This is a genomic window from Sandarakinorhabdus sp. FBCC-B8862 (assembly GCF_059745315.1).
The window spans coordinates 886,788-913,762 of the sequence record NZ_CM185574.1 but is presented as its reverse complement, the minus strand read 5'-3'; the positions used below and the strand labels follow the sequence as shown (position 1 = coordinate 913,762).

Genomic DNA, 26,975 nt, shown 5'->3' with positions numbered 1-26,975 from the left:
GTCAGCCGCGCTGGGCCAGCGGCACATAATCGCGCGGGCCGTGGCCGGTGTAGAGCTGGCGCGGCCGGCCGATCTTCTGTTCCTTGTCTTCCATCATTTCGGTCCACTGCGCGATCCAGCCGGTGGTGCGGGCCAGTGCGAACAGCGCGGTGAACATGGAGGTGGGGAAGCCGATGGCCGACAGGATGATGCCGGAATAGAAATCGACGTTCGGATAAAGCTTCTTCTCGATGAAATAATCATCCGACAGGGCAACCCGCTCCAGCTCACGCGCGGTGTCGAGCACCGGATCGGAAATGCCCAGCGTGTCGAGCACCTTGGTGGCCGCTGCGCCCAGCACCTTGGCGCGCGGATCATAATTCTTGTAGACGCGGTGGCCAAAGCCCATCAGGCGGAACGGGTCATCCTTGTTCTTGGCGCGGGCGACGAATTCCGGAATCCGCTCCGGCCGGCCGATCTCGCGCAGCATTTCCAGCGCCGCCTCGTTGGCGCCGCCGTGCGCCGGGCCCCACAGGCAGGCGATGCCGGCGGCGATGCAGGCAAAGGGATTGGCGCCCGACGAACCGGCGAGACGCACGGTGGAGGTGGAGGCATTTTGCTCGTGATCGGCGTGCAGGATGAAGATCTTGTCCAGCGCGTCTTCCACCACCGGGTTGATCATATAGGGCTCGGCCGGCACACCAAAGGTCATCCGCAGGAAATTGCCGGTGTAGCTCAACGAGTTGTCGGGATAGAGGAAGGGCTGGCCGACCGAATATTTATAGGCCATGGCCGCAATCGTCGGCATCTTGGCGATCAGGCGGTGGCAGGCGATCTCGCGCTGCATCGGATCATGAATGTCGGTGGAGTCGTGATAGAAGGCCGACAGCGCGCCGACGACGCCGCACATGATCGCCATCGGGTGGGCATCACGCCGGAAACCGCGATAGAAGGTGGCGAGCTGTTCATGCACCATGGTGTGCCGCGTGATCAGATAGCGGAACTCGTCATGTTCCTTCTGGTTCGGCAACTCGCCGTTCAGCAGCAGATAGGCAACCTCGAGGAAGCTGGACTGTTCGGCCAGCTGCTCGATCGGATAGCCGCGGTGCAGCAGCACGCCCTCGTCGCCATCGATATAGGTGATCTTGGATTCGCAGGCGGCGGTGCTGGTGAAGCCGGGGTCGAAGGTGAAGCGGCCAGTGTTGCCATAAAGCTTGCGGATATCGATGACTTCCGGCCCGATGCTGCCAGCCCGCACCGGATAGTCCGCGCCCTTGCCATCAACATTGATCGTGGCCGTCATGTCGCTCGTCCCTTCGCTCACATGGCCAGGGCATCCGAAATCCGCCCCAGCACCTCATCCTTGCCCAGCACTTCCAGCACCTCGAACAATCCGGGCGATTGTGCCGAACCGGTTACAGCGGCGCGCAGCGGCTGGGCGATCTGGCCAAGCTTGGCGCCTTCGCTTTCCGCCAACGCGCGCGCCAGCTGTTCCAGCGCGGCGGCCGACCAGTCATCCTGCTCGGCGAATCGGGCCCGGGTGCGGTCAAGCAGCCCTGGTGCCGCAGACGCTAGCAGTTTGGTCGCACCTTCGTCCATGGGGATTGGGCGGCTGCGAAGATAGAAAAGGCAGCCATTGGCCAAATCATTGAGGTTGTTGGCTCGCTTTTTGAGCTCTGGCATGGTGCGCTGCAAAAGCGCCCGATCGGCATCGTGCAATTCGCGACCCAATGCCGCGGCGACACGGGCCGCGATCAGATCGACCAGCCGGGTATCATCGGCGGCGCGGATATAATGGCCGTTCAGATTCTCCAGCTTCTTGATATCGAACCGCGACGGGCTGCGGCCGACGCCCGCCAGGTCGAACCAGCCGATCGCTTGCTCGCGGCTGATGATCTCCTCATCGCCATGGCCCCAGCCCAGGCGCAGCAGATAATTCTCCACCGCCTCGGGCAGCAGGCCCATCTCGTCGCGATAGGCATCAACGCCCAGCGCGCCATGCCGCTTTGACAATTTGGCGCCATCGCTGCCGTGGATCAGCGGGATATGGGCATAGATCGGCTCCGGCCAGCCCAGCGCACGGATCAGCGCCAGCTGGCGGAAGGCGTTGTTGAGATGATCATCGCCGCGGATCACGTGGGTCACGCCCATGTCGTGATCATCCACCACGACGGCCAGCATATAGGTCGGGGTGCCGTCTGACCGCAGCAGCACGAAATCATCCAGCTCGGCATTGTTCACCGTCACCGGGCCCTGCACCCGGTCCTCGATGGTGACGCTGCCGTCGCGCGGGGCCTTGAGGCGGATGACATAGGGCTTGTCGTTCGGCCAATCGGTGCGGTCGCGCCAGCGCCCGTCATAGCGCATGGGCTGCTTGGCGGCGCGCTGGGCCTCGCGAAGCGCCTCCAGCTCCTCGGGCGTGGCATAGCAGCGATAGGCATGGCCCGCCTCCAGCAGCTGGCGCGCCACCTCGGCATGGCGGGCGGCGCGGCTGAACTGATAGACGATCTCGCCATCGTGGCTGAGGTTCAGCCAGCCCATGCCATCGATGATGGCGGCGATGGCGGCATCGGTGGAGCGCGCCCGGTCGGTATCCTCGATGCGCAGGCGGAATTCGCCGCCATGATGGCGGGCGAACAGCCAGTTGAACAGGGCGGTGCGGGCGCCGCCGATGTGCAGGAAGCCGGTGGGCGACGGGGCAAAGCGGGTGACGACCTTGCCCGTGGTCAAGTTGCTTGCGCTCATGCGCGTTTCATCCAATCCTGTTGTGCAAGGGTCTGTGGCCGGGAGGGGCCAAGACGAAAGCGTGCGGGTGGTTAGCAGAAGCAAGGCGGAGAAACAAACGGCCGCACAGCGGTTTCAGGACCGCTGGTTTGCCTGGCTGGAGGCCGAGCGTCACCACCTGCCGCTATGGCTGCCGGTGGCGCTGGCCGCTGGCATCGCCCTGTGGTTTGCCCTGCCATGGGCGCCTTGGCGGCAGGCGGCGCTGCTGGCCGCGCTGGCGCTGGCCGGCGGGGCGGCGCTGGCGCGCTGGCGGCCGCTGGCAGCGGTGGCGTTGATGCTGGTGCTGGGCCTTGCGGCCACCGATGTGCGGGTGGCGATGAACGCGCATGCAGTGCTGGCCGAACGCCAGTTTGTCCGGCTCAACGGCCTGGTGGAGGACAATGAACCGCTGCCATACGGGGCGCAGCGGCTGATCCTGCGGCCCGACGTACGGCCGCAGGGGGTGGCGCGGTTGAGCCTGCGGTTGCCGCCGGGCCAGTCTGTCATCGTGCCGGGCAGCCGGATTGCGATGCGGGCGCTGCTCTCCCCACCCGCAGGCGCGGCCGTGCCGGGCGGCTATGATGTCGGCCGCCGCGCCTGGTTTGATGGCATTGGCGCCAGCGGCGTGGCGCTCGGCCCCGTCACCGTGACCGCGCCGGCCCGGCCTGGCCCGGCGCTGTGGCTGGCGGGCCTGCGCGGCGCCATCCAGGCGCGCATCATGGCGGCGGTGCCGGGGGAGGCGGGCACGGTTGCCGCCGCCTTCGTGACCGGGCAGCAGGGTGCGATCCCGCCGGCCACCGCCCAGGCCATGCGCGATGCCGGGTTGGCGCATCTTCTGTCCATCTCCGGCCTGCACATCGCCGTGGTGGTGGGCGGCATGGCCTTTCTGTTGCGGCGCGGTCTGGCGCTGTGGCCGTGGCTGGCGCTCAGGGTGCCGGTCCCCACGCTGGCGCTGGCGGGCGGGGCGCTAGCCGGCCTTGCCTATACGCTGCTGGCCGGCGCCCAGGTGCCGACGGTGCGGGCGGTGATCGTGGCCAGCATCGTGGTGGCCGGCATGGTGCTGGGCCGGCAGGCGCTGTCGCTGCGGCTGGTGGCAGCGGCGGCCTTCGCGATTCTGCTGGTGCGGCCCGAAGCCCTGCTGGGTGCCAGCTTCCAGATGAGCTTTGCCGCGGTGATCGGCATCATCGCCCTGTTTGAAAGCCCAGCCGGCCGCTGGCTGAACGCCGTTCGGGAGGATGAGGCCTGGTGGCACTGGCTGGCCCGGCATGCCGCCGGCCTGCTGGCGACCGGTCTGGTCGCCGAAGCGGCGCTGGCCGGCATTGGCCTCTATCATTTCGGCCGCAGCGGCCTCTATGGCGTGCTGGCCAATCTGCTGGCCATTCCGTGGACCAGCCTTGTCGCCATGCCGGCGCTGATGCTGGCCCTGGCCGGCGAGGCGTTGGGGCTGGGCTGGCTGTGGCCGCTGGCAGGCTGGGCATTGCAGCGGTTGATTGATTTGGCCGACATCACGGCGGCGATGCCGGGGGCGGTGGTCATCACCAGCGCCGTGCCGGGACCGGCCTTTGCCGTTGGCGCCGCCGGCGGACTGTGGCTGGCGCTGTGGCGCAGCCGTGCGCGCTGGCTGGGGCTGGCCGGGGTGGTGGCGGGCGTCGTGATGGCGCAGGCCAGCCCGCCGCCTGATCTGCTGATCAGCGGTGATGGCCGGCAACTGGCGCTGCGCCTGCCCGATGGCCGGCTCGCCCACGCCCGGGCGCGGATGGGCGACTGGATGCTCGACAATATGGCCGAAGCCATGGGCAGCGATGCCGCCGATGCGCTGTGGCTGGGGCAGGTGGCCGGCGCACATTGTTCCGAGGATGCCTGCCTCGCCGATGTGCAGCGCGGCGGCCGGCGCTGGCGCCTGCTGGCCACCACCAGCCGCTATCTGCTGCCGCGCACGGTTATGGCGCCGGCCTGCGCGGCCGCCGACATCGTGGTGTCTGACCGCGGCCTGCCGCTCTGGTGCCGGCCACGCTGGCTGAAGCTGGACCGTGCCAGCCTGGACGAGACCGGCGCTGTCGCCGTGTGGCTGGATCAGCGCCGGGTGGCGGCGGCGGCCGATGTGACGGGGGACCGGCCGTGGCGCCCGGTCAGGCGATAGCGCGGCGACGGCGGGCGGCGGCGCCAACCAGACCAAAGCCGGCGATCAGCATGGCCCAGCTCGACGGTTCGGGGATCGGATCCTGATACGTATATTCGATCACGAACTGGCCGTTCACATTGGCATCGGAGGTGCCGTTCAGATTGCCCTTGCCGCCGGTGGCCAGTACGACATCGGAGAAGAAATTGGCCAAGGCGTGGGTGACCGTGAAGGTGCCGGTGCCAACATAAGGCACGAAGCTGGCCGGGGTGAACACGCCGCTGGCCGAGGTGTTGGTGCCGGCAAGGCCGATGTTGCCACGGGCCTGGCGCGGGATGTTGAACGGGATCGTGCTGCTGCCCGGCGTGGTGGAAACGACAAAATCACTGGGCCCCGGCAGATCAATGGTGAAGCTGTTGCCGATCCGGAAGATCAGATCGCCAATGCGGGCGTTGGCCGATCCATTGACCAGCGTGACAGTGCCGCCCAGCTGGCTGGTGACGCTGACCTTCACGCTGGTCAACAACAATGCCTGGCCCTTGCTGCCCACCGGGTTGAACTGGTTGATCGTGAACACCAGCGGATTGAACGAGGTGATTTGGTTGGACGGGTTGTTGTTATATTGCGTCGAGGTGGTGAAGCCGACGGTGTAATCCACCGTCTGCGTCGCGGTCTTCACATAGACAATGGCCTCGGCAGCGCTTGGCACGAGCGTGGCGGCCGCCAGGCACAGCCCGACGCGGATGGAAAGCGACTGCATGGAAGCAACCCTGTTTCTGTTCAGCCCTGCCGACCCTGGCATGGTTCGTGACTGTGTGTGCCAACCGGATGAGAGCAATGCAAGGCAAATTAGGTGAACGTTAACTATAAATTCAAAAAGTAAAATTCTGCGGTTTTGCAATGAGCTAAGGCCATTGCCGATCAGGGCCGGCATCGGGCATGCTGTGCGGGAGGGGACGGGCCATGCCGCACATCATCGATCCTGATCGGCCGATCATCGATCCGCACCATCATTTGTGGGACCGGCGGCCATTCCCGCTGCCGGCCGCAGGTGCCTACCCGTTTGAAAAGGCGCTGGGGTTGAGCCGGCTCTATCTGCTGGACCAGCTCAACGCCGACATGGCTGCCGGCCACAATGTGGTGGCCAGCGTGTTTGTGGAGTGCGGTGCCTTCTATCGCGCCGATGGTCCGGCGCCGCTGCGACCGGTGGGCGAAACCGAATTCGTCAACGGCGTGGCGGCGATGAGTGCTTCCGGGCTTTATGGCCGGGCGCGGGCCTGTGCCGGCATTGTTGGCCATGCCGATCTCACACTCGGTTCGGCCGTGCGCCCGGTGCTGGAAGCCCATCTGGCCGCTGCGCCGGCGCGCTTTCGCGGCATTCGCCATTCGCCGGCCTGGGATGACGATCCGCATGTGCTGGGCATATTGCAGCGCAACCCGCCGCACCTGTTGGCCAGCCCGGCCTATCGCGCCGGCCTGCGGGAAATGGTGGCGTTGGGCCTGTCGTGGGATTGCTGGCTGCTGGCGCCGCAATTGCCCGATCTGATCGATCTGGCCCGCGCCATGCCCGATCTTGCCATCATCTGCGATCATGTGGCGACGCCGCTGGGCGTTGCGGCCTATGCCGGGAAGCGTGATGCCGGGTTTGCCGCCTGGGCGGCTGATATCAGGGCGCTGGCTGCCTGCCCCAATGTGGTGATGAAGCTGGGCGGCCTCGCCATGCCCTTTGCCGGTTTCGCCAGTTTCATGGCCGATCCGCCCGCCGATGCCCGGCAACTGGCCGACGAATGGCGGCCGTGGATTGAAACCTGCATCGAAGCCTTCGGGCCGGACCGCTGCATGTTTGAAAGCAATTTCCCAGTGGATCGCGGCACCTGCGATTATGCGACGCTGTGGAACGCCTTCAAACTGATCGCGGCCGGCGCGAGTGAGGCGGAGAAGACCGCGCTGTTCAGCGGCACGGCGGCGCGGGTTTATCGCCTGGTCGTCTGACGTGAACAGCCGGGCCGGCGCAGCGCCGAAAGGCTGACAAGCAGGCCAAGGCTGCTCGACAGGGCGGCGATCAGGCTGAGGGTTTCGCGCTTGCTCAGCTGATCGGACAGCAGCAGGCCGAGTGCGGCATAGCCGGCAATGATGCCCAGGATCAGGCTGAGCCAGCGCATATGGTGACGGTTCATCATGTCATCCTTCCAGTTCGTCGGTGAAATCGAAGATGGCTTCGATGGGGTGGCCAAAGTGCCGGGCGAGGCGCCAGGCCAGGCCCAGCGAGGGTTCGAACTTGCCGGTTTCAATGGCGTTGATGGCCTGGCGTGACACGCCGACGAGATCGCCGAGATCAGCCTGGGTCAGGCCATGTTCGGCGCGCAGCAGCTTGAGGCGGCTCTTCATTCGCCGTCTCCGCGGTTCTTGCGCCACCACCAGCCGGCGAGAATGGCCAGATAGGCCAGCATCTGGACACCGATGACGATGATGATGCCGGTGCCAAAGGCGCGGATTTCCCCCGCTGCCACCGGCCAGCCAATGCCACGCCCGGCGAGCACCGCCCATTGGAACAGGCCGAGCCCGACCGCCAGGCCGGCAAAGCCGCCCCACAGCCAGGCGAATTTCACGCCGGCCAACGACATTTCGTCGACCCGTGGGCCCTTGAGACAGGCCCACAGGCCAAGACCAGCCATCAAGAGGCCGATGGCCCAGCCGATGACGGCGGGCGGCACGCGATCGGCTGCAAGCTGGATCGCCACGGCGATGCCAACACCCAGCAGCATCATGGCTGCATGGTCGCTCCAGCGGCGCAGGCGGCGTTTGCGGGTCTGTGTCATGTTTGCCTCCCAAAAGGTAAGGTAAACATGACATCGAGTCGGCGCGAAGTCAAGTAAACATGACTTCGCCCGCAGCCGGGGCGCGGCTGCGGGCGATCAGCTTTGGGGCAGCGCCGCAGCGCAGCCGATCAGTGGTAACGGCGGAGCAGGCCGGCGAGCTTGCCCTGGATGCGCACCTGATCGGGGCGATAGCGCTGGGGCTGGTGCGCGCTGTTGGCCGGATCGAGGCGGATCAGGCCCTTTTCGTGGCGCAGATATTTCAGCGTCGCATCCTCGCCGTTGATCAGCGCCACGACGATATCGCCATCCCGTGCGGTGTCGCACTTGCGAATGAGGGCATAATCGCCGTCGTGGATGCCGGCTTCGATCATCGAATCGCCCGACACTTCCAGCGCATAATGATCGCCGGGGCCGAGCAGGGCGGAGGGCACGGAGAGCGACTGGTCGCTTTCCAGTGCCTCCACCGGCAGGCCGGCGGCAATGCGGCCGTGCAGCGGCACGGTGATGGTGTCATTCGCTGCCAGCATGGCAACCGCCGGTGGGGCCGGTGCCGGGCGGCTGGAAACCAGGCTCAACGCCGGCTTTTCGGCCTTCAGCGCATCGGGCAGGCGCAGCACCTCCAGCGCGCGGGCGCGGTTGGGCAGGCGGCGGATGAAGGCGCGTTCCTCCAGTGCGTTGATCAGGCGGTGGACGCCGGATTTGGATTTGAGGCTCAACGCCTCCTTCATTTCCTCGAACGATGGGGAAACGCCGTCGGATTTCAGGCGTTCATCGATGAAAACAAGCAGTTCCTGCTGTTTCTTGGTGAGCATGTCAGCCCTCTCCCACTGCCGGTCAACGGAACATGGGAAGAACATCTAGGAAACAATATGGAACCTGTCAAGCGCGATGCAATCGACCATATCGCCAGCCGCAGCCGGCGGCGCATGGGGCGGGCGGATGATCAGCAGTTCGGCCTGGGCGAGGAGGGCGAGCAGCGCGCTGTCCTGCCTGGCGAAGGCTTCGGCGCCGGTTGCGGTGCGCCGGGCGCGCAGATGGTCACGGCGCGGGCCGTTGGCCGGCAGGGGCTGGGCCAGGGCCAGCCGCTCCATCGGCAGATCATGGGGTCGGCCGGCCAGCCGGCTGACCAGCGGCACCGCGAACAGCAAGGCGGTGACAAAGGCCGAGACCGGATTGCCGGGCAGGCCCAGCACGCGGGTGGTTCCGAGCCGGCCGGCCAGCAGCGGCTTGCCGGGGCGCAGGGCGATTTTCCAGAAATCAAGATCGGCCCCCAGATCGCGCAGGACCGGCACGACCAGATCATGATCCCCCACCGATGCGCCGCCGATGGTCAGGATGAGATCCGCGTCGGCGGTCTGAAGCGCGGCAGCCAGTGCGGCGCGGTCATCCGCGATCAGGCCGGGGTCAGTGACACTGGCCCCGGCGCTGTGCAGCAGGGCGGTGAGCATGGCGGGGTTCGACGAGATGATCTGGCCCGGGCCGGGCGTGGCGCCGGGCGGGACCAGTTCATCGCCGGTGGCAATCAGCGTGACGCGGGGCCGGCGCACCACCGGCAGTTCGCCGTGCCCGGCGGCAGCCGCCAGGCCCAGATGCGGCGGGGCGAGGCGGGTGCCGGCCGGGATCAGCTGGTCTCCAGCGGCGAAATCCTGCCCGGCCGGGCGGATATGGGCCCCACGGCGCGGCGGGCCGTCGCCCGTCATTCGGGCGCTGTCCCCGTCCCGCGCCACCTCTTCCTGCACCACGATCACATCGGCGCCGGCCGGCACGGGGGCCCCGGTGAAGATGCGCACGGCCTGGGCCTCGCCCAGCGTGCCGGCCCAGCCATGGCCGGCGGCGCTTTCCCCCACCACAGCCCAGGGCCGGTGCCGATCATCCCAGCGGATGGCATAGCCATCCATGGCGGCGGCAGCGAACGGCGGCTGGGTAAGGCGGGCGGTCACATCGGCGGCCAGCACGCGGCCGGCGCACGCATCGAGCGGCCGGGTCTCGGCCGGCAACGGGGCAGCGCCTTCGAGCAACCGCGCCAGCGCGGTTTCGAACGGCAGCAGGCCACTCATTTCGCGGTGAAATCCCCTGACCGGCCGCCCGATTTCCGCAACAGGCGGATGCCATCGATGCGCATCGTGCGATCCAGCGCCTTGGCCATGTCATAAACGGTGAGCAGCGCCGCGGAGACGGCGGTCAGCGCCTCCATTTCCACGCCGGTGCCATGCGTGGTGGCCACGGTGGCGGTGGCGCGGATCAGCCCGTCTTCGATGGCGAGATCCACCGCCACGGCATCGACGGGCAACGGGTGACAGAGCGGAATGAGATCGGCGGTGCGCTTGGCCGCCATGATGCCGGCGATGCGGGCGGTGGCCAGCACATCGCCCTTCTTCACCGTGGCGCTGCGGATCGCCGCCAGCGCCTCGGCACCGACATGGATGACGCCTTCGGCCACAGCCTCGCGGCGGGTGGCGGGCTTGGCGCTGATATCGACCATGCGGGCGGCGCCGCCGGCATCAAGATGGGTCAGGCCGCTCACGCCGCCAGACCGAGCATCTGGCGGGTCGCCGCCGCCACATCGGCATGGCGCATCAGGCTTTCGCCGACCAGGAAGGTCTGGATGCCCACCTTGGCCAGCGCCGCGAGATCAGCGTGGGACGACAGGCCGGATTCGGCCACCAGCGTGCGATCCGGCGTGTCCGCCAGATCGAAGCTGGTCTGGAGGGAGACCTCCAGCGTCTTCAAATTGCGGTTGTTGATGCCGAGCAGCGGGGTTTTCAGCATCAGCGCCCGGTCGCGCTCGGCGGCGTCATGCACCTCGATCAGCACGTCCATGCCCCACGCGTGGGCAACCGCTTCCAGCTCGGCGGCCTGCGCATCGGACAGGGCGGCCATGATCAGCAATATCGCGTCAGCGCCCAATGCCCGGGCTTCGACCACCTGATAGGGATCGACGATGAAATCCTTGCGGATCACCGGCAGGGCGCAGGCGGCGCGCGCCGCCACCAGATAATCGTCATGCCCCAGGAACCAGCGTTCTTCGGTCAATACGGACAGGCAGGTGGCGCCGCCCTCTGCATAGGCGCGGGCAAGTGCGGCCGGATCGAAATCGGCGCGGATCAGGCCCTTGGACGGGCTGGCCTTCTTGCACTCGGCAATCAGGGCGAAGCGGCCGGCGGCATGGGCGGTGTGGATGGCGCGGATGAAGCCGCGTGGGGCATCGGCGGCGCGGGCGGCGGCCTCCACCTCGGCCAGCGGGGTCGTGGCCGTGCGGGCGGCATAGAGGTCGCGCTTGTGGGCGACGATGGTGCTGAGCGTGTCGGTCATCGGAAGGCGATCCAGCGGGCGAGGATGTCAGCCGCAGCGCCGCTGTCAATGGCGGTGGCGGCCTGGGCCACGGCCTGCGGCAATGTCAGGGCCGGGCGCACGACTGTCAGGGCGGCGGCGGCGTTGAGCAGCACCATGTCGCGATAGGCATCCGTTTGGCCGGCGAGCAGATCGCGCAGGCGCTGGGCGTTATAGTCGGGCGTTCCGCCCTTCAGCGCTGCATTCGGGTGGCGGGGCAGGCCGGCGGCTTCCGGCGTGATGGTCTGCGTCGTCAAGCTGCCGCCGGCCAGCGCCACGGCGGTGGTTTCGCCCGAAATCGCCACCTCGTCAAAGCCCTGGCCGTGCACCACCAGCGCGGCGCGGCTGCCCAGGGCGGCCAGCGCCTCTGCCATCAGCGGCACCGGCTGGGGGGCGAACACACCCATCAACTGCTGGTCCACCCCGGCCGGATTGCACAAGGGCCCCAGCAGGTTGAAGATGGTGCGGCGGCCCAGCGCGCGGCGCACCGGGGCCACCCGCGCCATCGCCGGATGATGGCGGGCGGCGTGCAGGAAGGTGATGCCCACCTGGTCCAGGCAGGGCCCCAGCCGGTCCATCGGCAATTCCGGAACGCCCAGCACCATCAGCACGTCGGCCGCGCCGGATGTGGAGGAGGCGGCGCGGTTGCCATGCTTGGCCAGCTTCACCCCGCAGGCGGCGACGACAAGGGAGACCGCCGTGGAGATGTTGAGGCTGTGCATGCCATCGCCGCCGGTGCCGCAGACATCCAGCGCATCAGCGGCGCGGAACGGCTGGATGGCGCGGGCGCGCAGGGCGCGGGCAGCCGCGACCACTTCGGTTACGGTTTCGCCGCGATCCGCCAGCGTGGTGAGGAAGCCGGCCAGCGCCTCGTCGCTGACCTTGCCGTCAAAGATCGCGGCAAAGGCCTCGGCCGCCGCTTGCGCCTCAAGCGGGGCAGACGGATCGGGCAACAGGCTCATGCCGCAACCGAGAGATCGGGCTTCAGGCCAGCCAGCGTCATGAAATTGGCCAGCAGCCGGTGGCCATGCTGGGTGGCGATGGATTCGGGGTGGAATTGCACGCCGTGCAGCGGCAGTTCGCGGTGGTGCAGGCCCATGATCAGGCCATCCGGGCTGTGGGCGTTGACCACCAGATCGCGGGGCAGCCCGTCCTCCCGCACCACCAGGCTGTGATAGCGCGTCGCCTCGAAGGGGGAAGGGATGCCGGCAAACACGCCGGTGCCCGTGTGGGTGATGGCGCTGACCTTGCCGTGCATCACCTGCGGCGCCCGTTCGACAATGCCGCCAAAGGCCTGGCCCAGCGCCTGATGGCCCAGGCAGACGCCAAACAGCGGCGTCCGGGTTTCGGCGGCGGCCGCAATCAGGCTGAGGCAGATGCCGGCCTCATTGGGCGTGCACGGCCCGGGGGAGAGCAGGATGGCCTGCGGGTTCATGCCCATGGCGTCTTGCGTCGTCAGCGCATCGTTGCGCACCACGATGGTTTCGGCCCCCAACTCGGCCAGATAATGGACGAGGTTGAAGGTGAAGCTGTCATAATTGTCGATGACAAGGATGCTCCCAGAATTCTTCATTGTCCGAACCCGGCCTCTGCGGCGGTGGCGATGGCCTCGCGGGCGGCGGCGATCAGGGCGCCGGCCTTGGCTTCGCATTCGCGCTGTTCATAATCGGCGACGCTGTCGGCGACGATCCCGGCGCCGGCCTGCACATGCATCACGCCGTCCTTCACCACGGCGGTGCGCAGCACGATGCAGCTGTCCATATCGCCATTGGGGCTGAAATAGCCGACCCCGCCAGCATAGGGCCCGCGCGCTTCGCCCTCCAGTTCGGCGATGATCTGCATGGCGCGCACCTTGGGCGCACCCGACACCGTGCCGGCCGGGAAGCCGGCCAGGAAGGCCGCCACCGCATCAATGCCATCGGCCATGCGGCCCTGCACGTTCGACACGATGTGCATGACATGGCTGTAGAATTCGACGAAGAACTTGTCGGTCACCGTCACCGTGCCGGGCACCGACACGCGGGCGGTGTCGTGCCGGCCCAGATCGAGCAGCATCAGATGTTCCGACAATTCCTTGGGATCGGCGAGCAGGCTTTCCCGGTTGGCGGCGTCTTCGGCGGCATCCTTCCCGCGCGGGCGGGTGCCGGCGATCGGCCGGATGGTGACATTGCCATCACGCGCCCGCACCAGGATTTCCGGGGAAGAACCCACCAGCGCAAAGCCCGGCAGATCGAGGAAATAGAGGAAGGGGGACGGGTTGATGCGCCTGAGCGCGCGATAGAGCGCGAAGGCCGGCAGCGGGAAATCCACCGAAAAGCGTTGGGACAGCACGACCTGGAAGATGTCGCCAGCCAGGATATAGTCGCGCGCCCGGTCCACCATGGCGGCAAAGCGGGCGCGGGGCGTGTGGTGGTGGGGCACCGCCGTGGGCAGATCTTCGGGGGCGCGCGCCGCCGCCGGCAGGGCCTGGCCAAGCCGGCGCTCGGCTTCGATGATGCGTTCGGCCGCGCGGGCATAGGCGGCATCGGGATCGGCGGCATCAAAGATCGGCGCGACGATGAACAGATCATCCTTCAACCGGTCAAACACCAGCAGCAGGGTGGGGCGCACGAACACCATGTCGGGCAGGCCCAGCGCGGAGGCGCCGGCATCGGGCACGCTGGGTTCCACCAGCCGCACGCTTTCATAGCCCATATAGCCCACCAGGCAGGCCAGCGCGGCGGGAAGTTCGGGCGGCACATCGGCGCGAGCTTCGGCCACCAGGGTGCGCAGATTGGCCAGCGTGTCGCCGGGCATGGCGGTGAAGGCGCTGCGATCCTGCTGCCAGTGGCGGTTGATTTCGGAAGCGTTGCCATGCGCCCGCCACACCAGATCGGGATCAAGGCCCAGCAGCGAGTGGCGGCCGCGCACCTGGCCGCCTTCCACTGATTCCAGCAGAAAGGCGCCCGACCCCTCGCTGCCCAATTTGAGCATGGCCGAAACCGGGGTTTCGGTGTCCGCAACGATGCGCGTCCACAGCAATTGCGGCCGGCCGGCGGCCAGTGCGGCAACAGCGGTGGCGCGATCCGGCGCGATGGTGGCGCTGGTGGCCATGCTTATTGCGCGCCCTCGCCGCTCAGGCGCTGGCGCAGGGTGCGGATGGCGGCATCGTTGCGCGTGGCCTTCACGGCGGCGATGCTGGCCTTGGCGATGGCCTCGGCCATTTCGGCGGGCAGGGCGCTGCCCACTTCGCGGCGCATCTGCTCGATCAGGCCGGGCTGGCTGCGCGGATCGCCGGGCACGATGCGATCCACATGCACCAGCGCCCAGCCGCCGGGGATGGCGATGGCCTGGGTGCTGCCCGGCGCACCGTTCATGAAGGCGCGGGCGGCTTCGGGCACGTTGGGATTGTTGGCCAGGTCGATGCGGCGGGCCACCAGCGGGCGCGGGGAGGGCAGGCCCGCATCGGCCAGCGCCTTGGCAAACACCGTGCCCTTCTTCACGGCGGCCAGCACGGCATCGGCCTTGGTCTTGGCGGCCTTCATTGCCTTGTCATGCGTGGCGCCCGCGATGGCCAGCGGCATAACCTCTTTCAGTGGTGGCGGCGCGGCCGGTAGCACGGTGGTGGTTTCCATCACCACCAGCTTGCCGCCGCCCAGATCTTCCACCACCGGGCCATCGGCGCTCTCATGCTTAAAGGCGCGGGCGGCCATGGTCGCCAGATCGCCGGTCAGGGTCGGCTGCCCGGCGCCGATGCCCTTGTCGCTCACCGGGGCCTGGGTCTGGATCGTCAGCTTCTGTTCCTTGGCGATGTCGGCAAAGCTCTTGCCGGCCTCCACCCCATCCTCGATGCCGTTCACCAGATCGGCCAACGCATCATTGGCCAGTTGCGCCTTCAGATCGGCTGCCACGGCGGCGCGGGCCTGGGCCAGCGTCTTGCCGGCGCTGCCCAGGCTGGCGACGCGCACGACATGCCAGCCCAGCGGCGACTTGATCGGCGCACTGACCCCGCCGGCCGGCAGCGCAAAGGCTGCCTTGGCGACATCGGCGCTGGTGGCCCTGGCAAAGGCCGCCTCGGTCAACGTGCCGACGGCGATATCGGCGGCACCAAAGCCGGCGATGGTCTGGGCCGCGGCGGCAAAGCCTTGTTTCGCAGCAGCGGCGGCCAGCGCCTTGGCCTTGGCCTCGTCGGGCACCACCACCTGTTCGAGCACGCGGGTGGCGGCAGCGCCATATTTGGCCGGATCCTTGGCAAAGGCATCGGCGATCTGCTTGTCGCTCACCGTGATGCCGGCGCGCAGCGCGGCGCTGTCGATGAAGGCATAGCGGAAGCCGCGGCGTTCCGGGATGGTGAAGCGGGCGGCGTTGGCCTTGAACCAGGCTTCGGCTTCGGCCGGGGTGGCCTGGCCCACGGGGGTGGCCGGCACCAGCGTCACACCGCCTTCGTGCCGGTCCACCAGCAGGCGGGCATAGGTTTCGGCAACACCATCGGGCACCGCCAGCGCGCCGGTGATAGGCTTGATCAGCTGTTCGCGCAGCAGATCGCCATGCAGGGATTCGCGGAACTTGCGGTCGGTCATCCCCTGCTGGCCCAGCAGGCGTTCATAAGTGGCCTGATCGAACTTGCCGCCGCTCTGGAAGGCGGGAATGGCTACGATGGCTTCGTCTGCGGCTTCGTCCGACACGCCAAGGCCATCCTGGCGGGCCAGTTCTTCCATGGCGGTCTGGCCGATCAGCTGGGTGGCAATGCCTTCCACCACGCCGTTGCGCGCCGCCATCGCCTGGGTGACCGACGGGTCACGCTGGCGCAGTTCGCGGACGTAACGTTCCACCGCGTCCAGCACATCGGGTTCGGTCACGCTGGTCTTGCCAACCGTGGCGATGGTCTTGCCGCCCGACGATCCGCCCAGCGGATCATTCACCCCGGTCACCGCAAAGGCAACGAGGATGACGCCGAACAGCGCGAGCACCGGCCAGCTGGTGAGATAGCGGCGAAAGAAACTGATCATCGAAATTCCGTGACAGATGAAACGCGCCGCTTGTAACGGCGCACTCTGCTTGCCACAAGCGCCGCCGTGGCACCCGATGCGGAGAGAGCGATGCCTGCCCTGATCGTTGGCAACTGGAAAATGAACGGCCTGGGCGAGGCAGTCGCCGAAATCGCCGAAATGGCCGGCAGCGGCGCGCGCGGTATCTGGATCGCGCCGCCCTTCACCCTGATTGACCGGGCGGTGATCGTATCGGCCGGCAGCGTGAAGATCGGCGGACAGGATTGCCACCACAAGGACAGCGGCGCCCACACCGGCTGTGTCTCGGCGGCGATGCTGGCCGATCTGGGCGCCGGTTTCGTGATCGTGGGCCACAGCGAGCGCCGGCGCGACAATGGCGAGACCAACGATGCCGTGCGCGCCAAGGCGATGGCCGGCAAGGCGGCCGGGCTGGAGGTGATCCTGTGCATCGGCGAAACACGGGACGAGCGCGATGCCGGGCAGACCAACGCCGTGCTGTCTGCCCAGCTGGCCGGATCGCTGCCTGATGATGCCGAAGCGCTGATCATCGCCTACGAACCGGTGTGGGCCATCGGCACCGGGCTGGTGCCGACGCTGGACGATGTCGCCGCCGCCCATGCCCATATCCGCAGCCAGCTGGTCGCCCGCTATGGTGCGGCTGGCCACGGCGTGCGCATCCTTTATGGCGGCTCGGTCACGCCGGCCAACGCCGCCGATCTGCTGCGCGTGGCCGATGTGGGCGGCGTGCTGGTGGGTGGGGCCAGCCTGACGGCATCCAGCCTGCTGGCGATTGCCGCTGCGGCGCCGTGAGGGCGCGCACCTTGATTGCAAGGCCGGGCGAAGCCATGTAAGGCCGCATCCAAACGTCGCGTTCGAAAGACCATCACCCCGTGATCACCTTCCTGCTTGTCATCCATGGCCTCATCACCCTTGCGCTGGTGGGCGTGATCCTGCTGCAGCGGTCGGAAGGCGGGGCGCTGGGCATTGGTGGCGGCGGTGGCGGCGGCCTGATGACGGCGCGCGGTGCCGCCAACCTGCTGACCCGTTCGACCACGATCCTGGCCAGCCTGTTCATCGTCATGTCGATCCTGCTGGCCGTGCTGTCGGCCGGTGCCAACAAGCAGCGGGTGATCGATCCGACCATCGCGGCCAAGGCCGCGCCGGCCCGTGCCCCGGCGCCTGTGCCCGCTGCGCCGGCCACCACCCCCGCCCTGCCGGGCGTGCCTGTCGCGCAATAAGCGGCGCGGTTGAGCCGGGGGGGCACCAGCGCCAACGCCGGGCCAGGCATGGCCGGGCAGATCCGCCAGATTTTTGGCGGAGCCGCCGGCAACCTGGTCGAATGGTATGACTGGTATGCCTATTCGGCCTTCGCGCTCTATTTCGGCCCGCGCTTCTTCCCGCCCGGCGATGATCTGGCGGCCGCGCTGAACAGCGCGGCCATTTTCGCTGTCGGCTTTCTGATGCGCCCGATCGGCAGCTGGTTGCTGGGGGCCTGGGCCGACAAGCGGGGGCGCAAATCCGCGCTCACGCTGTCGGTTGCGATGATGTGTTCGGGCTCGCTGCTGATCGCGGTGGCGCCCACCTATGATCAGGCCGGGCTGCTGGCGCCGGCCATCCTGCTGTTTGCCCGGCTGGTGCAGGGGCTGTCGGTCGGTGGCGAATATGGCGCGTCGGCCACCTTCATGAGCGAGGTGGCGCGGGCCAAATGGCGCGGTTTCCTCGCCAGCTTCCAATATGTGACGCTGGTGGGCGGGCAGTTGCTGGCGCTGGCGCTGCTGGTGCTGCTGCAGGCGCAGATGGACGATGCCGCCCTGAAGGCCTGGGGCTGGCGCATCCCGTTCGTGGTGGGCGCGCTGTGCGCCGTGCTGGTGTTCTGGCTGCGCACCGGGCTCGTTGAAACCGAAGCCTTTGCCCAGGCGCAGGCGAACAAGCCCCCCGGCAGCCTGCTCAGCCGGCTGCTGGCCCATCCGCGTGAACTGCTGATTGTGCTGGCACTCACCGCCGGCGGCAGCCTGTGGTTTTATACCTTCACCACCTACATGCAGAAATATCTGGTGCTGTCGGCCGGCTGGACCAAGCAGGAAGCCACCAGCGCCTCGGCCATCGCGCTGCTGGTCTATGCCGCGATGCAGCCGATCTTTGGCGCGGCGTCGGATCTTTTGGGCCGGCGCACCTTGCTGCTGGGCTTTGGCGTGGGGGCAACGCTGGCGACGGTGCCGGCGCTCACGGCGCTGGGTCAGGCCCGGCCGGATGGCAGCGGGCTGCTGCTGCTGATTGGCTGTCTGGCCATCTTGTCGTGCTACACCGCCATTTCCGGCGTGGTGAAGGCGGAGATGTTCCCGGCGCATGTGCGCGCGCTGGGCGTTGGCCTGCCCTATGCGCTGGGCGTCGCCATCTTTGGCGGATCGGCTGAATATGTGGCGCTGGCCTTCAAGGACGCGGGGCAGGAAACCGGTTTCTTCTGGTATGTGACGGTGATGGCCGGCGTGGCGCTGGTGGCGGCGCTCGCCCTGCCCGACACACGGGCAAACAGCCGCATCGAAACGGACTGAGGCGCGCTTGCGCACGGCCGCCGGCTGCCGCACTCTGCCGATCATGAGCAGGCGCAATATGCAATGGCGGGCAGGGGCGGCACTGGCACTGGCGCTGGGCCTCGTGGCCTGCGGCGGTGCGGGCGGCGGCGTCGCAACCGTGCCGGTGCCGACGCCTTCGCCGACCCCAACGCCAACCCCAACCCCAACGCCCACCCCGACCCCCAGCGCCTTTGACACGGGCGAATATCGCCGATCGGCCGCCGTGCAGGTGCAGGCGCTGGTGGCCTATGATCGCGGCGTCTCGGGCCAGGGTGTGACCATCGCGGTCATCGATTCGGGCGTGAACCCGGCGCTCAGCGAATTTTCCGGCCGCATTTCTTCGGCCAGCCGCGATGTCGCATCCGATCGGGCGCTGGCCGATGAGCGCGGCCATGGCACATCGGTGGCCGGCGTGGCACTGGCGGCGCGCAACAACAGCGGCATCCACGGTGTCGCACCGCTGGCGACTCTGCTGGCGTTGCGGGCCGATATTCCGGGCAGTTGCACGGCCGATGGCTGTTCCTATGGCAGCACGGCGATTGCCGCCGGCCTCGATGCCGCGGTTGCGGGTGGGGCGCGGGTGGTCAACCTGTCATTGGGCGGTGACAGCACCAGCAGTTCGGTCCGCGCCGCCGCCGCGCGGGCCGGTGCGGCCGGTGTGGTGACGGTGATTGCTGCTGGCAACGAAAGCACCGCCTCGCCCTCCGGCTTTGCCAACCAGTTGGTGGCATCAGCCGCAGCCACCACGCTGATCGTCGGCGCGGTGGACAGTGCCGGCGCCATCGCCGATTTTTCCAACCGGGCCGGCCTGCTGGCGGCCAATTATCTGGTGGCGCCAGGCGTTTCGGTGCGCAGCTTCAACCAGGATGGCACCGCCTTTCTCTACAGCGGCACGTCGATCGCCAGCCCGGTGGTGGCCGGCGCGGTGGCCCTGCTGGCCAACGGCTTCCCGACCCTGACCGGGGCTCAGATTGTCGATATCCTGCTGCGCACCGCCGATGATCTGGGCGCGACGGGAACCGACGAAATCTATGGCCGCGGCATGCTCAACATCGCGCGGGCCTTTTCGCCAATCGGCGGGCTGACCGGCATTGATGGCGCGGTGATCAGCTTTGGCGGCGTGATTGGCGGCCCGCTTGGCGATGGCGGGCCGCTGCGCGGTGCGCTGGCCGCCGTGCCAGTGGTTGATGAATATCGCCGGCCCTACACCGCCAATCTGTCGGGCAGCATTGGGCAGGTCCCCACCGGCCGGCTGGCGGCGCGGTTGCTGGCGCAGCCGGTGGCGCAGGCCGTGGTGGAGGCGGGCAGCAGCGCCGCTGCCTTTGCCCTGAATGGCGACAACCGCAACCAGTGGGCTGGCGATCGTGCGACCATGGCGGCACTCGCCCCCGGTGCGCCCACCGGCGCCATTTCCGGCCATATGCTGCTGGCACTGCCGGGCGGGCAGCGGCTGGCGGCTGGCCATGGCGAGGGAGTGGCAAGCCTGCTGGCGCTGGCCGATCCGGGCGTGGTGCCGCCACTGGCCATCACCGCCGATCCGGCCCAGCCGCTGGGCAGCCGGCCGCTGGGCGCGGCGGCGCTGGCCCAGCCGCTGTCAACGCCGCTCGGCGATTTCCGCCTGGCGCTGGCCTTTGGCCAGGCCCTGCTGCCGGTGGAGCGCAGCGCCGGCGCGGCGCTGGCGCGCGGCCTGTCGACCACCGCCGTGCTGCGCCTGTCGCGCCAGTTCGGCGGGCTGACCCTGGCGGGGGAGGCCCGGTTCGATGATGAGCGCGGCAGCCTGGCCGGATCGCGGCTTGCCGCCGGCTTTGGCCTGGCCGGTGCCACCACCAGCAGCCTGGGCTTCAGCGCCCGGCTGGCGCTGGGGCGGCTTGAACTGGCCGGCGATTGGCGGCGTGCCCAAAGCCGGCTGCGGCTGGGCAGCGGCCTGATCCGCGGCAGCGACGGCCTGTCGGGCACGGCGGCCAGCGTTTCGGCGCAGGCTGCCGGCCTGTGGCGGGCCGGTGATTCGCTTGTCTTCACCGTCACCCGCCCGCTGGCCCTGGCCGGGCCGTTGCAACTGGCTGGCTTCCCGGCGCCGGTCTGGGCCGGGCCGCAGGCGCGCGAAACCGCGCTGGAGGCCGGCTATGCCCTGCCGCTGGTGGCCGGCGGGCGGTTGCAGTTCAGCCTGTTTCACCGTGACAATCCCGGCCACATCGCTGCCAGCCCCGATGATGATGGCGCCGCCCTGCAACTGGGCTGGCGCTGGTAGCTGTCCACAACCTATTTGCCGCGCCCGGCGTTTCGGGGCTGGCGCCGGCTGCCCAAATCGGCTTAGGGCTTTTCTCCCATGACGCGGTTTATTTTCATCACCGGCGGCGTGGTCTCCTCGCTTGGCAAGGGTCTCATGGGCGCATCACTTGCGGCCCTGCTCCAGGCGCGTGGCTACAAGGTCCGCATTCGCAAGTTCGATCCCTATTTGAATGTCGATCCGGGCACGATGAGCCCCTATCAGCACGGCGAAGTCTATGTGACCGACGACGGCGCCGAGACCGACCTTGATCTGGGCCATTATGAGCGCTTCACCGGCGTGGCGGCGCGGAAAACCGACAATATCACCTCGGGCCGCATTTATCAGGACATCATCGCCCGCGAACGGCGCGGCGAGTTCCTGGGCGGCACCGTGCAGGTGATCCCGCACGTCACCGATGCCATCAAGGCCTTTGCCCGCGCCGATGTGGATGGCCTGGATTTCGTCATCTGCGAAATCGGCGGCACCGTGGGTGACATCGAGGGCCTGCCGTTCATGGAGGCGATCCGCCAGATGGCGGCCGACGTGGGGCGCGCCAATGTCTGCTATATCCATGTGACGCTGGTGCCGTTCATCGCGGCGGCGGGCGAGTTGAAGACCAAGCCGACCCAGCACAGCGTCGCCGAACTGCGCGGCATCGGGATCCAGCCCGATGTGCTGGTCTGCCGGTCCGAACATCCGCTGCCCGATGGGGACCGCGCCAAGATCGCGCTGTTCTGCAATGTGCGCAAGGAAGCGGTGATTGCCGCGCTCGACGCCGCCTCCATCTATGAGGTGCCGTTGCAATATCATGCCGAAGGGCTGGATGATGAGGTGCTGCGCGCCTTTGGCATCACCGATGCGCCGGCCCCGGTGCTGACCCGCTGGACCGATATTTCCGCCCGCATCCACAACCCGGAAGGCGAGGTGACCATCGGCGTGGTCGGCAAATATACCGGGATGAAGGATGCCTATAAGTCGTTGACCGAGGCGTTGGTGCATGGCGGCCTGGCCAACCGGGTCAAGGTCAACATCAAGTGGCTGGACGCCGAGGAGTTCGAGGGCGCCGATGTGGCCGCCCGGCTGGAGCCGATGCACGGCATCCTGGTGCCCGGCGGCTTTGGCGAGCGCGGCAGCGAGGGCAAGATCGCATCCGTGCGCTTTGCCCGCGAGCGGCGCGTGCCCTTCTTTGGCATCTGCCTTGGCATGCAGATGGCCTGCATCGAGGCGGCCCGCAACCAGGCCGGCATCAAGGCCGCATCCACCACCGAATTTGGCGAGACCGCGGAACCCATTGTTGGCCTCATCACCGAATGGATGAGCGATGAAGGCCTGCAGACCCGCGAGGCCGGCGGCGATCTGGGCGGCACCATGCGGCTGGGTGCCTTCCCGGCCGAACTGGCGCACAACAGCGTGGCGGCCAGCGTTTATGGCAGCACCCAGATCGAGGAGCGCCACCGCCACCGCTATGAGGTCAACGCCGCCTACCGCGAGCGGCTGGAGGCGGAAGGTCTGATCTTTTCTGGCATGTCGCCCGATGGCCTGCTGCCCGAAGTGGTGGAACGACCAGACCATCCCTGGTTCATTGGCGTGCAGTTCCACCCCGAACTGAAATCCAAGCCGTTTGATCCCCACCCGCTGTTCGCCGGCTTCATCGCCGCGGCGATCAACCAGAGCCGGCTGGTGTGACGCCGATCACGCCCGTCGCTCTCGCCTCCCGGCTGGCCGCCTTGTCTCGGCCGGGTGAAACATTGGTGGCGGGCATCACCGGTTCGGTGGCGGTGGGCAAGACGACGCTGGCCCGCCAGATCGCCGAACATCTGCCGGGCCGGGTGGAGATCGTGTCCACCGATGGTTTTTTGTTGCCGAACGCCGTGCTGGAGCCAGCCGGGCTGTTGATGCGCAAGGGCTTTCCCGAAAGCTATGACCATCAGGGCATGGCTGCCGCCATCACCGGGCTGAAGCGGCTGGCGGCCGGTGGCCCGCCGGTGATGGTGCCGGCCTATTCGCACGCGCTCTATGATATTGATCGGGCCGGCGCCCGCCCGCTTGCGACGGCCGATGTGGTGCTGGTCGAAGGGCTGGGCCTGGCGCCGGCCGATGATGGCAGCCGGCCGCCGCTGGACCTGCTGCTCTACATTGATGCCGATGAACCCGATGTGCGCCACTGGTTTGTCGAGCGCTTCATCGGCCTGTGGGCCGCTGCGGCGGACGATCCCACCAGCTTCTATGCCCGCTTCCGCAGCATGACTGAGGCCGAGGCACGGGCCTTTGCGGTGACCGTCTGGGAAGGCGTGAACCTGCCCAACTGGCAGCAGCATATTGTCCGCGCCCGCGCTGTTGCGGATGTGGTGGTGAAGAAGGCGCTCGATCACAGCCTGATGCTGGCCTGACGCGGGGGAAATGCCGGGTGCGGCCGTAGTGATTGCCGCACCGGTTGTTCCCTTCGCCCTGAACAGGTTAGGGGTGCGGCCGATTGGAGCCAGCCCCCGGCTCCCAACAGGGAAATATAAGTGATCGTCCGTGCCCGACTGGCCCTTTTGCTGGCCGCCGCTCCTGCCGCTGTTGCCACGGCCCAGACCGCGCCCGCCGCGCCGCCCCAGCGGGTCGCCCAGGTCGGGCCGGAGGAGGAGGAGACCATCACCGTCACCACCACCAAGCTGCCCGGCCAGGTGGTGGGGGACATCAAGCCGGAACTGGTGCTGGGCGCGCAGGAACTGCGGGCCATTGGTGCCGGTTCGATTACCGATCTCATGGCCGAACTGGCGCCGCAATTGCGCTCGAACCGCGGGCGCGGTGGCGGCATGCCGGCGGTGCTGCTGAACGGCAAGCGCACATCCGGCTTTCAGGAGATCCGCAACATCCCGCCCGAAGCCATTGCCCGGGTTGAGGTGCTGCCCGAAGAGGTCAGCCTGAAATATGGTTTCCGCGCCGATCAGCGGGTGATCAACTTCGTGCTGCGCCCGCGCTTCCAGGCGTGGACCGGCGAATATGATATCGGCGGCCCCACCGACGGCGGCCGCTTCTCCACCGAGATCGAGGCCAATCTGCTGCGCTTGCGCAACGGCAGCCGCACCAGCATCGAAGCCAAATACAGCATCGACACGATGGTGACCGAGGCGGAGCGCCGCATCGCCACCCCGCCGCAGAGCCGGCCGTTCGCGCTGGCTGGCAATGTATCGGCGCTGCTGCCCGGCGCGCAGGTGGATGCCGGCCTGCCGGGCCGCACCGTGCTGGGCGTGCCGGCTGGCGTGACCAATCCCACCCTGGCGCAATTTGGTGCGGCACCGGTGAACGAAACTGATATCCGCCCGTTCCGCACCCTGCTGCCCGATACGCGCACCATCAGCCTGAATGGCACCATCGCCGGCAATCTTTCGAAGGCGGTGGGCGCCACCCTTACCGGCGGGCTGGAGCGGACTCTGACCGAATCCATGCAGGGCCTGGCCTCGGCCAGCTTCAATCTGCCGGCCGGCTCGCCCTTTTCGCCCTTTGGCAATGCCGTGCTGGTCAACCGCTATGCCCCCGATGCGCTCGGCCGTTATGGCGACAATTGGTCAAGCCGGCTGGGCACCGTGCTGGATGGCATGATCGGCAAATGGCGCTGGAACCTCACCGGCACCTGGAACCATGCCGAAAGCGAAACCAGCATCGAACGCGGCATCGATGTGTCGTTTGCCCAAGGCGCGATCAATCTGGGCAGCCTGTCGCCCTATGGTGGCGGCCTGTTCACCGGCGCACGCCTGACCGACCGGGCGAGCAGCGTCTCCGACACCGCCAGCCTTGATCTGCTGCTGAACGGCAGCCCGCTGCGCCTGCCGGCCGGCGAGGTGGGGGCGGCGCTGAAGGCGCAGGTGCAATATCTCGGCCTCAACGCCACCAGCGTGCGGTCGGGCATTGTTGCTGCAGCCGATCTGTCGCGCACCCAGGGCAATTTCCAGGCCAATTTCGATCTGCCCATCGCATCGGCCAAGGATGATGTGCTGGCCGGCCTCAACAAGCTGACTCTGAACGGCAATATCGCCCTCGACACGATGTCGGATTTTGGCACGCTGATCACCTGGGGCGCCGGCCTGAACTGGGAACCCAAGGATGGCTGGGCGATCATCGCCAGCTTCACCCGCGAGCAGGGCCCGCCCACCGTGGGCCAGCTGGGCGATCCCAACATCCTCACCCCCAATGTGCGGGTGTTCGATTTCGTGCGCGGCGAAACGGTGGACATCACCCGGCTGGATGGCGGCAACCGCGCCCTGCAGAATGACACGCGCAAGGTGTGGAAACTGGGCCTGAACATCAAGCCGCTCGAAGAAACCGACCTGGTGTTCAACATCAATTACACCAACACCCGCATCGATGATCCGATCGCGGCCTTCCCGACCGCGACCGCCGAACTGGAAGCGGCCTTCCCCAATCGCTTCACCCGCGATGCCGGCGGACGTCTGCTGCAGATCGACAACCGGCCGCTGAATTTCGAATATTCGCAGCGCAGCGAATTGCGCTGGGGCTTCACCTTCACCACGGCGCTGAAACCCTCGGCCAGCGAACGCGCGGCGGCGGAAAAGCGCATCGCCGAACTGCGCGCCAAGGCGGTTGAAAGCTTCCGCGCCGGCAAGGGCCTGCCGCAGGAAATCCGCAACCTGGCGCGCAACCCCTATGGCTTCACCCCTGGCCAGCGCCCACCCGGTGCGGCCGGTCCGCCGCCCGGCGCGCCCAGTGGGGTGGCACCGCCGCCGGCGGGTGGGCCTGCGGGTGCACCCCCGGCCGCGGCCGGCGGCCCACCGCCCGGTGGCGGCTTTGGCGGCCCGCCCGGCGGCTTCCGTGGTGGTGGCGGCGGCCCGCCGCGTGGCTTCCTTGATGGCCGGCTGCAGGTGGCGCTGTTCCACACCTGGACCTTCCAGAACGAGATCGGTATCCGCCCCGGCCTGCCGGTGCTGGACCTGCTGAATGGTTCGGCGATCAGCAACCAGGGCGGCGCGCCGCGTCACCAGGTCGAACTGCGCGCCGGTGCCGGCCGGCGCGGCTTTGGCGGGCGGCTGAGCGTCAACTGGCAATCGGGCACCAGCGTGCTGGTTGATCCGTCGGGCGCGACCCAGTCGCCCAACGATCTGTTCTTCTCGTCGCGCACCACCGCCAACCTGCGGCTGTTCGTCGATCTGGGCCAGCGGCAGGAGGTGTTGACGAAGGTTCCCTGGCTGCGTGGCAGCCGGGTCAGCCTGAATGTGGACAATCTCTTCAACGACCGCATCAACGTGCGCAACCGCAGCGGTGCCGAGCCGCTGGGCTATCTGCGCGACCAGCTCGACCCGCTGGGCCGCACGGTGACCTTGTCGTTCCGGAAATTGTTCTTCTGAGAATCAGGTCATGTTGAACTTGTTTCAGCATCCATGGGATCACGTCCCGCAGGGTGAATGCGTGGCGGCGCACGCGTGTGTATGCTGAAACAAGTTCAGCATGACGCGTGCCTGTGGGCAATCGAGCTCTAAAGCCCGAGATGTTGGCGCAATCGGGCATGCCAGGCCCGCAAGGACGCGGCATTTTCGGGCATTTCGATGCCGATCCACCCGGCAAAGTCGATGATGCTGACAAGCGCGATGTCGGCCAGGGTGAAGCGGCTACCGGCCAGCCAGTCGCGCGCCGCCAACTGGCCATCGAACCAGCCCAGCATGGCCAGCGCCTGCGCCCGGGCGACATCGCCCATGCCCGGCACCTGGTTGACCAGCCGGGCGGTCAGCGGATGGCCATGCTGCCAGAACAGGCCAACCGGCGTGCCCAGCCCGGTTTCCACCCGCCGGATCCACATGTCCGTCTCGGCTCGCTCAAAGGCTGTGCTGCCGATCAGTGGCGGCTCGGGGTGAAGCTCGTCGAGGTAGCGGCAGATGCTGATGGTTTCGGATATCACCCGGCCATCGTCCAGCTCCAGAAACGGCACCTGGCCGCGCGGATTGCGGGCCAGCACCGCGTCTGACTTGTGCTCCCGCGCCATCAGCGCGACCATGCGCTCCTCGATCTCCAGCCCCTTGGCCTTCAGGAACAGCCGCACCCGGCGCGGGTTGGGAGCGGGATCGGGGGCAGACCAGAGCAGCATCGGCGGTTCTCCTGGACCCCACGTTGCACGCCCGGCCGTTTCGCGGCAAGGGC

24 protein-coding genes are annotated in these 26,975 nt (G+C 67.8%); 9 read left to right on the top strand and 15 right to left on the bottom strand.

The features are described 5' to 3' along the window. Position 1 precedes the first annotated feature (1 nt). Positions 2-1,282: a citrate synthase gene (locus AC6BOR_RS04315; protein ID WP_498059970.1), complete on the bottom strand. Its 1,281-nt coding sequence runs from the start codon at positions 1,280-1,282 to the stop codon at positions 2-4. A 17-nt stretch (positions 1,283-1,299) separates the two neighbouring features. Next, complete coding sequence (gene gltX / locus AC6BOR_RS04310; protein ID WP_498059969.1) at positions 1,300-2,724, bottom strand: glutamate--tRNA ligase; 1,425 nt, start codon at positions 2,722-2,724, stop codon at positions 1,300-1,302. Between the two features lie 67 nt (positions 2,725-2,791). On the opposite strand from gltX, the gene AC6BOR_RS04305 reads away from it, so the two are divergent. Further along, complete coding sequence (locus AC6BOR_RS04305; RefSeq protein WP_498059968.1) at positions 2,792-4,882, top strand: ComEC/Rec2 family competence protein; 2,091 nt, start codon at positions 2,792-2,794, stop codon at positions 4,880-4,882. On the opposite strand, the gene AC6BOR_RS04300 is transcribed toward AC6BOR_RS04305, so the two are convergent. Next, the gene (locus tag AC6BOR_RS04300; RefSeq protein WP_498059967.1) at positions 4,872-5,621 is read right to left on the bottom strand and encodes a PEPxxWA-CTERM sorting domain-containing protein; all 750 of its coding nucleotides are present in this window, start codon (positions 5,619-5,621) and stop codon (positions 4,872-4,874) included. The two genes, AC6BOR_RS04305 and AC6BOR_RS04300, sit on opposite strands and share 11 nt — an antisense overlap. Positions 5,622-5,824: 203 nt before the next feature. Between AC6BOR_RS04300 and AC6BOR_RS04295 the strand changes: the two genes are divergently transcribed. Then, entirely contained in the window at positions 5,825-6,853 is a 1,029-nt protein-coding gene (locus AC6BOR_RS04295) for an amidohydrolase family protein (RefSeq protein WP_498059966.1), read from the top strand. On the opposite strand, the gene AC6BOR_RS04290 is transcribed toward AC6BOR_RS04295, so the two are convergent. The 11 genes from AC6BOR_RS04290 to AC6BOR_RS04240 all read right to left on the bottom strand — a co-directional run bounded on the left by AC6BOR_RS04290 (position 6,835) and on the right by AC6BOR_RS04240 (position 15,998). Continuing rightward, positions 6,835-7,041, bottom strand: a complete 207-nt coding sequence (locus AC6BOR_RS04290) for a hypothetical protein (protein ID WP_498059965.1) — start codon at positions 7,039-7,041, stop codon at positions 6,835-6,837. The genes AC6BOR_RS04295 and AC6BOR_RS04290 overlap by 19 nt on opposite strands. Before the next feature lies 1 nt (position 7,042). Continuing rightward, complete coding sequence (locus tag AC6BOR_RS04285; RefSeq protein ID WP_498059964.1) at positions 7,043-7,249, bottom strand: helix-turn-helix transcriptional regulator; 207 nt, start codon at positions 7,247-7,249, stop codon at positions 7,043-7,045. Continuing rightward, complete coding sequence (locus tag AC6BOR_RS04280) at positions 7,246-7,680, bottom strand: hypothetical protein (RefSeq protein ID WP_498059963.1); 435 nt, start codon at positions 7,678-7,680, stop codon at positions 7,246-7,248. The genes AC6BOR_RS04285 and AC6BOR_RS04280 overlap by 4 nt, the downstream gene beginning before the upstream one ends. Positions 7,681-7,808: 128 nt before the next feature. Then, the gene (gene lexA, locus AC6BOR_RS04275) at positions 7,809-8,492 is read right to left on the bottom strand and encodes a transcriptional repressor LexA (RefSeq protein ID WP_498059962.1); all 684 of its coding nucleotides are present in this window, start codon (positions 8,490-8,492) and stop codon (positions 7,809-7,811) included. A gap of 45 nt (positions 8,493-8,537) precedes the next feature. Continuing rightward, a complete protein-coding gene (locus AC6BOR_RS04270) occupies positions 8,538-9,737 on the bottom strand; it encodes a molybdopterin molybdotransferase MoeA (RefSeq protein WP_498059961.1) in 1,200 nt (399 codons plus the stop codon). Continuing rightward, a complete protein-coding gene (moaC, locus tag AC6BOR_RS04265; protein ID WP_498059960.1) occupies positions 9,734-10,204 on the bottom strand; it encodes a cyclic pyranopterin monophosphate synthase MoaC in 471 nt (156 codons plus the stop codon). The genes AC6BOR_RS04270 and moaC overlap by 4 nt, the downstream gene beginning before the upstream one ends. Then, positions 10,201-10,992, bottom strand: coding sequence for an indole-3-glycerol phosphate synthase TrpC (gene trpC / locus AC6BOR_RS04260; RefSeq protein ID WP_498059959.1), 792 nt, complete (start codon positions 10,990-10,992; stop codon positions 10,201-10,203). The genes moaC and trpC overlap by 4 nt, the downstream gene beginning before the upstream one ends. Beyond that, the gene (gene trpD / locus AC6BOR_RS04255) at positions 10,989-11,972 is read right to left on the bottom strand and encodes an anthranilate phosphoribosyltransferase (protein WP_498059958.1); all 984 of its coding nucleotides are present in this window, start codon (positions 11,970-11,972) and stop codon (positions 10,989-10,991) included. Before trpD ends, trpC begins: the two co-directional genes overlap by 4 nt. Further along, positions 11,969-12,583 carry an anthranilate synthase component II gene (locus AC6BOR_RS04250; protein ID WP_498059957.1) on the bottom strand — a complete coding sequence of 205 codons (615 nt, stop codon included), beginning with the start codon at positions 12,581-12,583 and terminating at the stop codon, positions 11,969-11,971. Before AC6BOR_RS04250 ends, trpD begins: the two co-directional genes overlap by 4 nt. Continuing rightward, positions 12,580-14,103 (bottom strand): anthranilate synthase component I family protein, encoded by a 1,524-nt coding sequence (locus AC6BOR_RS04245; RefSeq protein ID WP_498059956.1) that lies wholly within the window; start codon positions 14,101-14,103, stop codon positions 12,580-12,582. Before AC6BOR_RS04245 ends, AC6BOR_RS04250 begins: the two co-directional genes overlap by 4 nt. 2 nt (positions 14,104-14,105) lie before the next feature. Further along, positions 14,106-15,998, bottom strand: a complete 1,893-nt coding sequence (locus tag AC6BOR_RS04240; protein ID WP_498059955.1) for a peptidylprolyl isomerase — start codon at positions 15,996-15,998, stop codon at positions 14,106-14,108. 90 nt (positions 15,999-16,088) lie between these two features. On the opposite strand from AC6BOR_RS04240, the gene tpiA reads away from it, so the two are divergent. From tpiA to AC6BOR_RS04205, 7 genes are all read left to right on the top strand, one after another. Then, the gene (tpiA, locus tag AC6BOR_RS04235) at positions 16,089-16,808 is read left to right on the top strand and encodes a triose-phosphate isomerase (RefSeq protein ID WP_498059954.1); all 720 of its coding nucleotides are present in this window, start codon (positions 16,089-16,091) and stop codon (positions 16,806-16,808) included. 80 nt (positions 16,809-16,888) lie between these two features. Further along, positions 16,889-17,236: a preprotein translocase subunit SecG gene (gene secG / locus AC6BOR_RS04230; RefSeq protein WP_498059953.1), complete on the top strand. Its 348-nt coding sequence runs from the start codon at positions 16,889-16,891 to the stop codon at positions 17,234-17,236. A gap of 48 nt (positions 17,237-17,284) precedes the next feature. Continuing rightward, on the top strand, positions 17,285-18,550 hold the full coding sequence (locus tag AC6BOR_RS04225; protein WP_498059952.1) for an MFS transporter: 1,266 nt from the start codon (positions 17,285-17,287) through the stop codon (positions 18,548-18,550). A 43-nt stretch (positions 18,551-18,593) separates the two neighbouring features. Further along, complete coding sequence (locus AC6BOR_RS04220) at positions 18,594-20,819, top strand: S8 family peptidase (protein WP_498059951.1); 2,226 nt, start codon at positions 18,594-18,596, stop codon at positions 20,817-20,819. A gap of 78 nt (positions 20,820-20,897) precedes the next feature. Beyond that, the gene (gene pyrG, locus AC6BOR_RS04215) at positions 20,898-22,526 is read left to right on the top strand and encodes a CTP synthase (protein WP_498059950.1); all 1,629 of its coding nucleotides are present in this window, start codon (positions 20,898-20,900) and stop codon (positions 22,524-22,526) included. Next, on the top strand, positions 22,523-23,230 hold the full coding sequence (locus AC6BOR_RS04210; RefSeq protein WP_498059949.1) for a type I pantothenate kinase: 708 nt from the start codon (positions 22,523-22,525) through the stop codon (positions 23,228-23,230). The genes pyrG and AC6BOR_RS04210 overlap by 4 nt, the downstream gene beginning before the upstream one ends. 120 nt (positions 23,231-23,350) lie before the next feature. Then, the gene (locus tag AC6BOR_RS04205; RefSeq protein ID WP_498059948.1) at positions 23,351-26,188 is read left to right on the top strand and encodes a TonB-dependent receptor domain-containing protein; all 2,838 of its coding nucleotides are present in this window, start codon (positions 23,351-23,353) and stop codon (positions 26,186-26,188) included. Positions 26,189-26,316: 128 nt separating this feature from the next. On the opposite strand, the gene AC6BOR_RS04200 is transcribed toward AC6BOR_RS04205, so the two are convergent. After that, a complete protein-coding gene (locus tag AC6BOR_RS04200) occupies positions 26,317-26,922 on the bottom strand; it encodes a glutathione S-transferase family protein (protein WP_498059947.1) in 606 nt (201 codons plus the stop codon). Positions 26,923-26,975 lie beyond the last annotated feature (53 nt).

What these genes read in the sequence shown, in the direction of transcription:
- AC6BOR_RS04315 (WP_498059970.1), bottom strand. Translation starts at nt 1,282, where the DNA reads ATGACGGCCACGATCAATGTTGATGGCAAGGGCGCGGACTATCCGGTG.
- gltX (WP_498059969.1), bottom strand. Translation starts at nt 2,724, where the DNA reads ATGAGCGCAAGCAACTTGACCACGGGCAAGGTCGTCACCCGCTTTGCC.
- AC6BOR_RS04300 (WP_498059967.1), bottom strand. Translation starts at nt 5,621, where the DNA reads ATGCAGTCGCTTTCCATCCGCGTCGGGCTGTGCCTGGCGGCCGCCACG.
- AC6BOR_RS04295 (WP_498059966.1), top strand. Translation starts at nt 5,825, where the DNA reads ATGCCGCACATCATCGATCCTGATCGGCCGATCATCGATCCGCACCAT.
- AC6BOR_RS04290 (WP_498059965.1), bottom strand. Translation starts at nt 7,041, where the DNA reads ATGATGAACCGTCACCATATGCGCTGGCTCAGCCTGATCCTGGGCATC.
- AC6BOR_RS04285 (WP_498059964.1), bottom strand. Translation starts at nt 7,249, where the DNA reads ATGAAGAGCCGCCTCAAGCTGCTGCGCGCCGAACATGGCCTGACCCAG.
- AC6BOR_RS04280 (WP_498059963.1), bottom strand. Translation starts at nt 7,680, where the DNA reads ATGACACAGACCCGCAAACGCCGCCTGCGCCGCTGGAGCGACCATGCA.
- lexA (WP_498059962.1), bottom strand. Translation starts at nt 8,492, where the DNA reads ATGCTCACCAAGAAACAGCAGGAACTGCTTGTTTTCATCGATGAACGC.
- AC6BOR_RS04270 (WP_498059961.1), bottom strand. Translation starts at nt 9,737, where the DNA reads ATGAGTGGCCTGCTGCCGTTCGAAACCGCGCTGGCGCGGTTGCTCGAA.
- trpC (WP_498059959.1), bottom strand. Translation starts at nt 10,992, where the DNA reads ATGACCGACACGCTCAGCACCATCGTCGCCCACAAGCGCGACCTCTAT.
- trpD (WP_498059958.1), bottom strand. Translation starts at nt 11,972, where the DNA reads ATGAGCCTGTTGCCCGATCCGTCTGCCCCGCTTGAGGCGCAAGCGGCG.
- AC6BOR_RS04250 (WP_498059957.1), bottom strand. Translation starts at nt 12,583, where the DNA reads ATGAAGAATTCTGGGAGCATCCTTGTCATCGACAATTATGACAGCTTC.
- AC6BOR_RS04245 (WP_498059956.1), bottom strand. Translation starts at nt 14,103, where the DNA reads ATGGCCACCAGCGCCACCATCGCGCCGGATCGCGCCACCGCTGTTGCC.
- AC6BOR_RS04240 (WP_498059955.1), bottom strand. Translation starts at nt 15,998, where the DNA reads ATGATCAGTTTCTTTCGCCGCTATCTCACCAGCTGGCCGGTGCTCGCG.
- tpiA (WP_498059954.1), top strand. Translation starts at nt 16,089, where the DNA reads ATGCCTGCCCTGATCGTTGGCAACTGGAAAATGAACGGCCTGGGCGAG.
- AC6BOR_RS04225 (WP_498059952.1), top strand. Translation starts at nt 17,285, where the DNA reads ATGGCCGGGCAGATCCGCCAGATTTTTGGCGGAGCCGCCGGCAACCTG.
- AC6BOR_RS04220 (WP_498059951.1), top strand. Translation starts at nt 18,594, where the DNA reads ATGAGCAGGCGCAATATGCAATGGCGGGCAGGGGCGGCACTGGCACTG.
- pyrG (WP_498059950.1), top strand. Translation starts at nt 20,898, where the DNA reads ATGACGCGGTTTATTTTCATCACCGGCGGCGTGGTCTCCTCGCTTGGC.
- AC6BOR_RS04200 (WP_498059947.1), bottom strand. Translation starts at nt 26,922, where the DNA reads ATGCTGCTCTGGTCTGCCCCCGATCCCGCTCCCAACCCGCGCCGGGTG.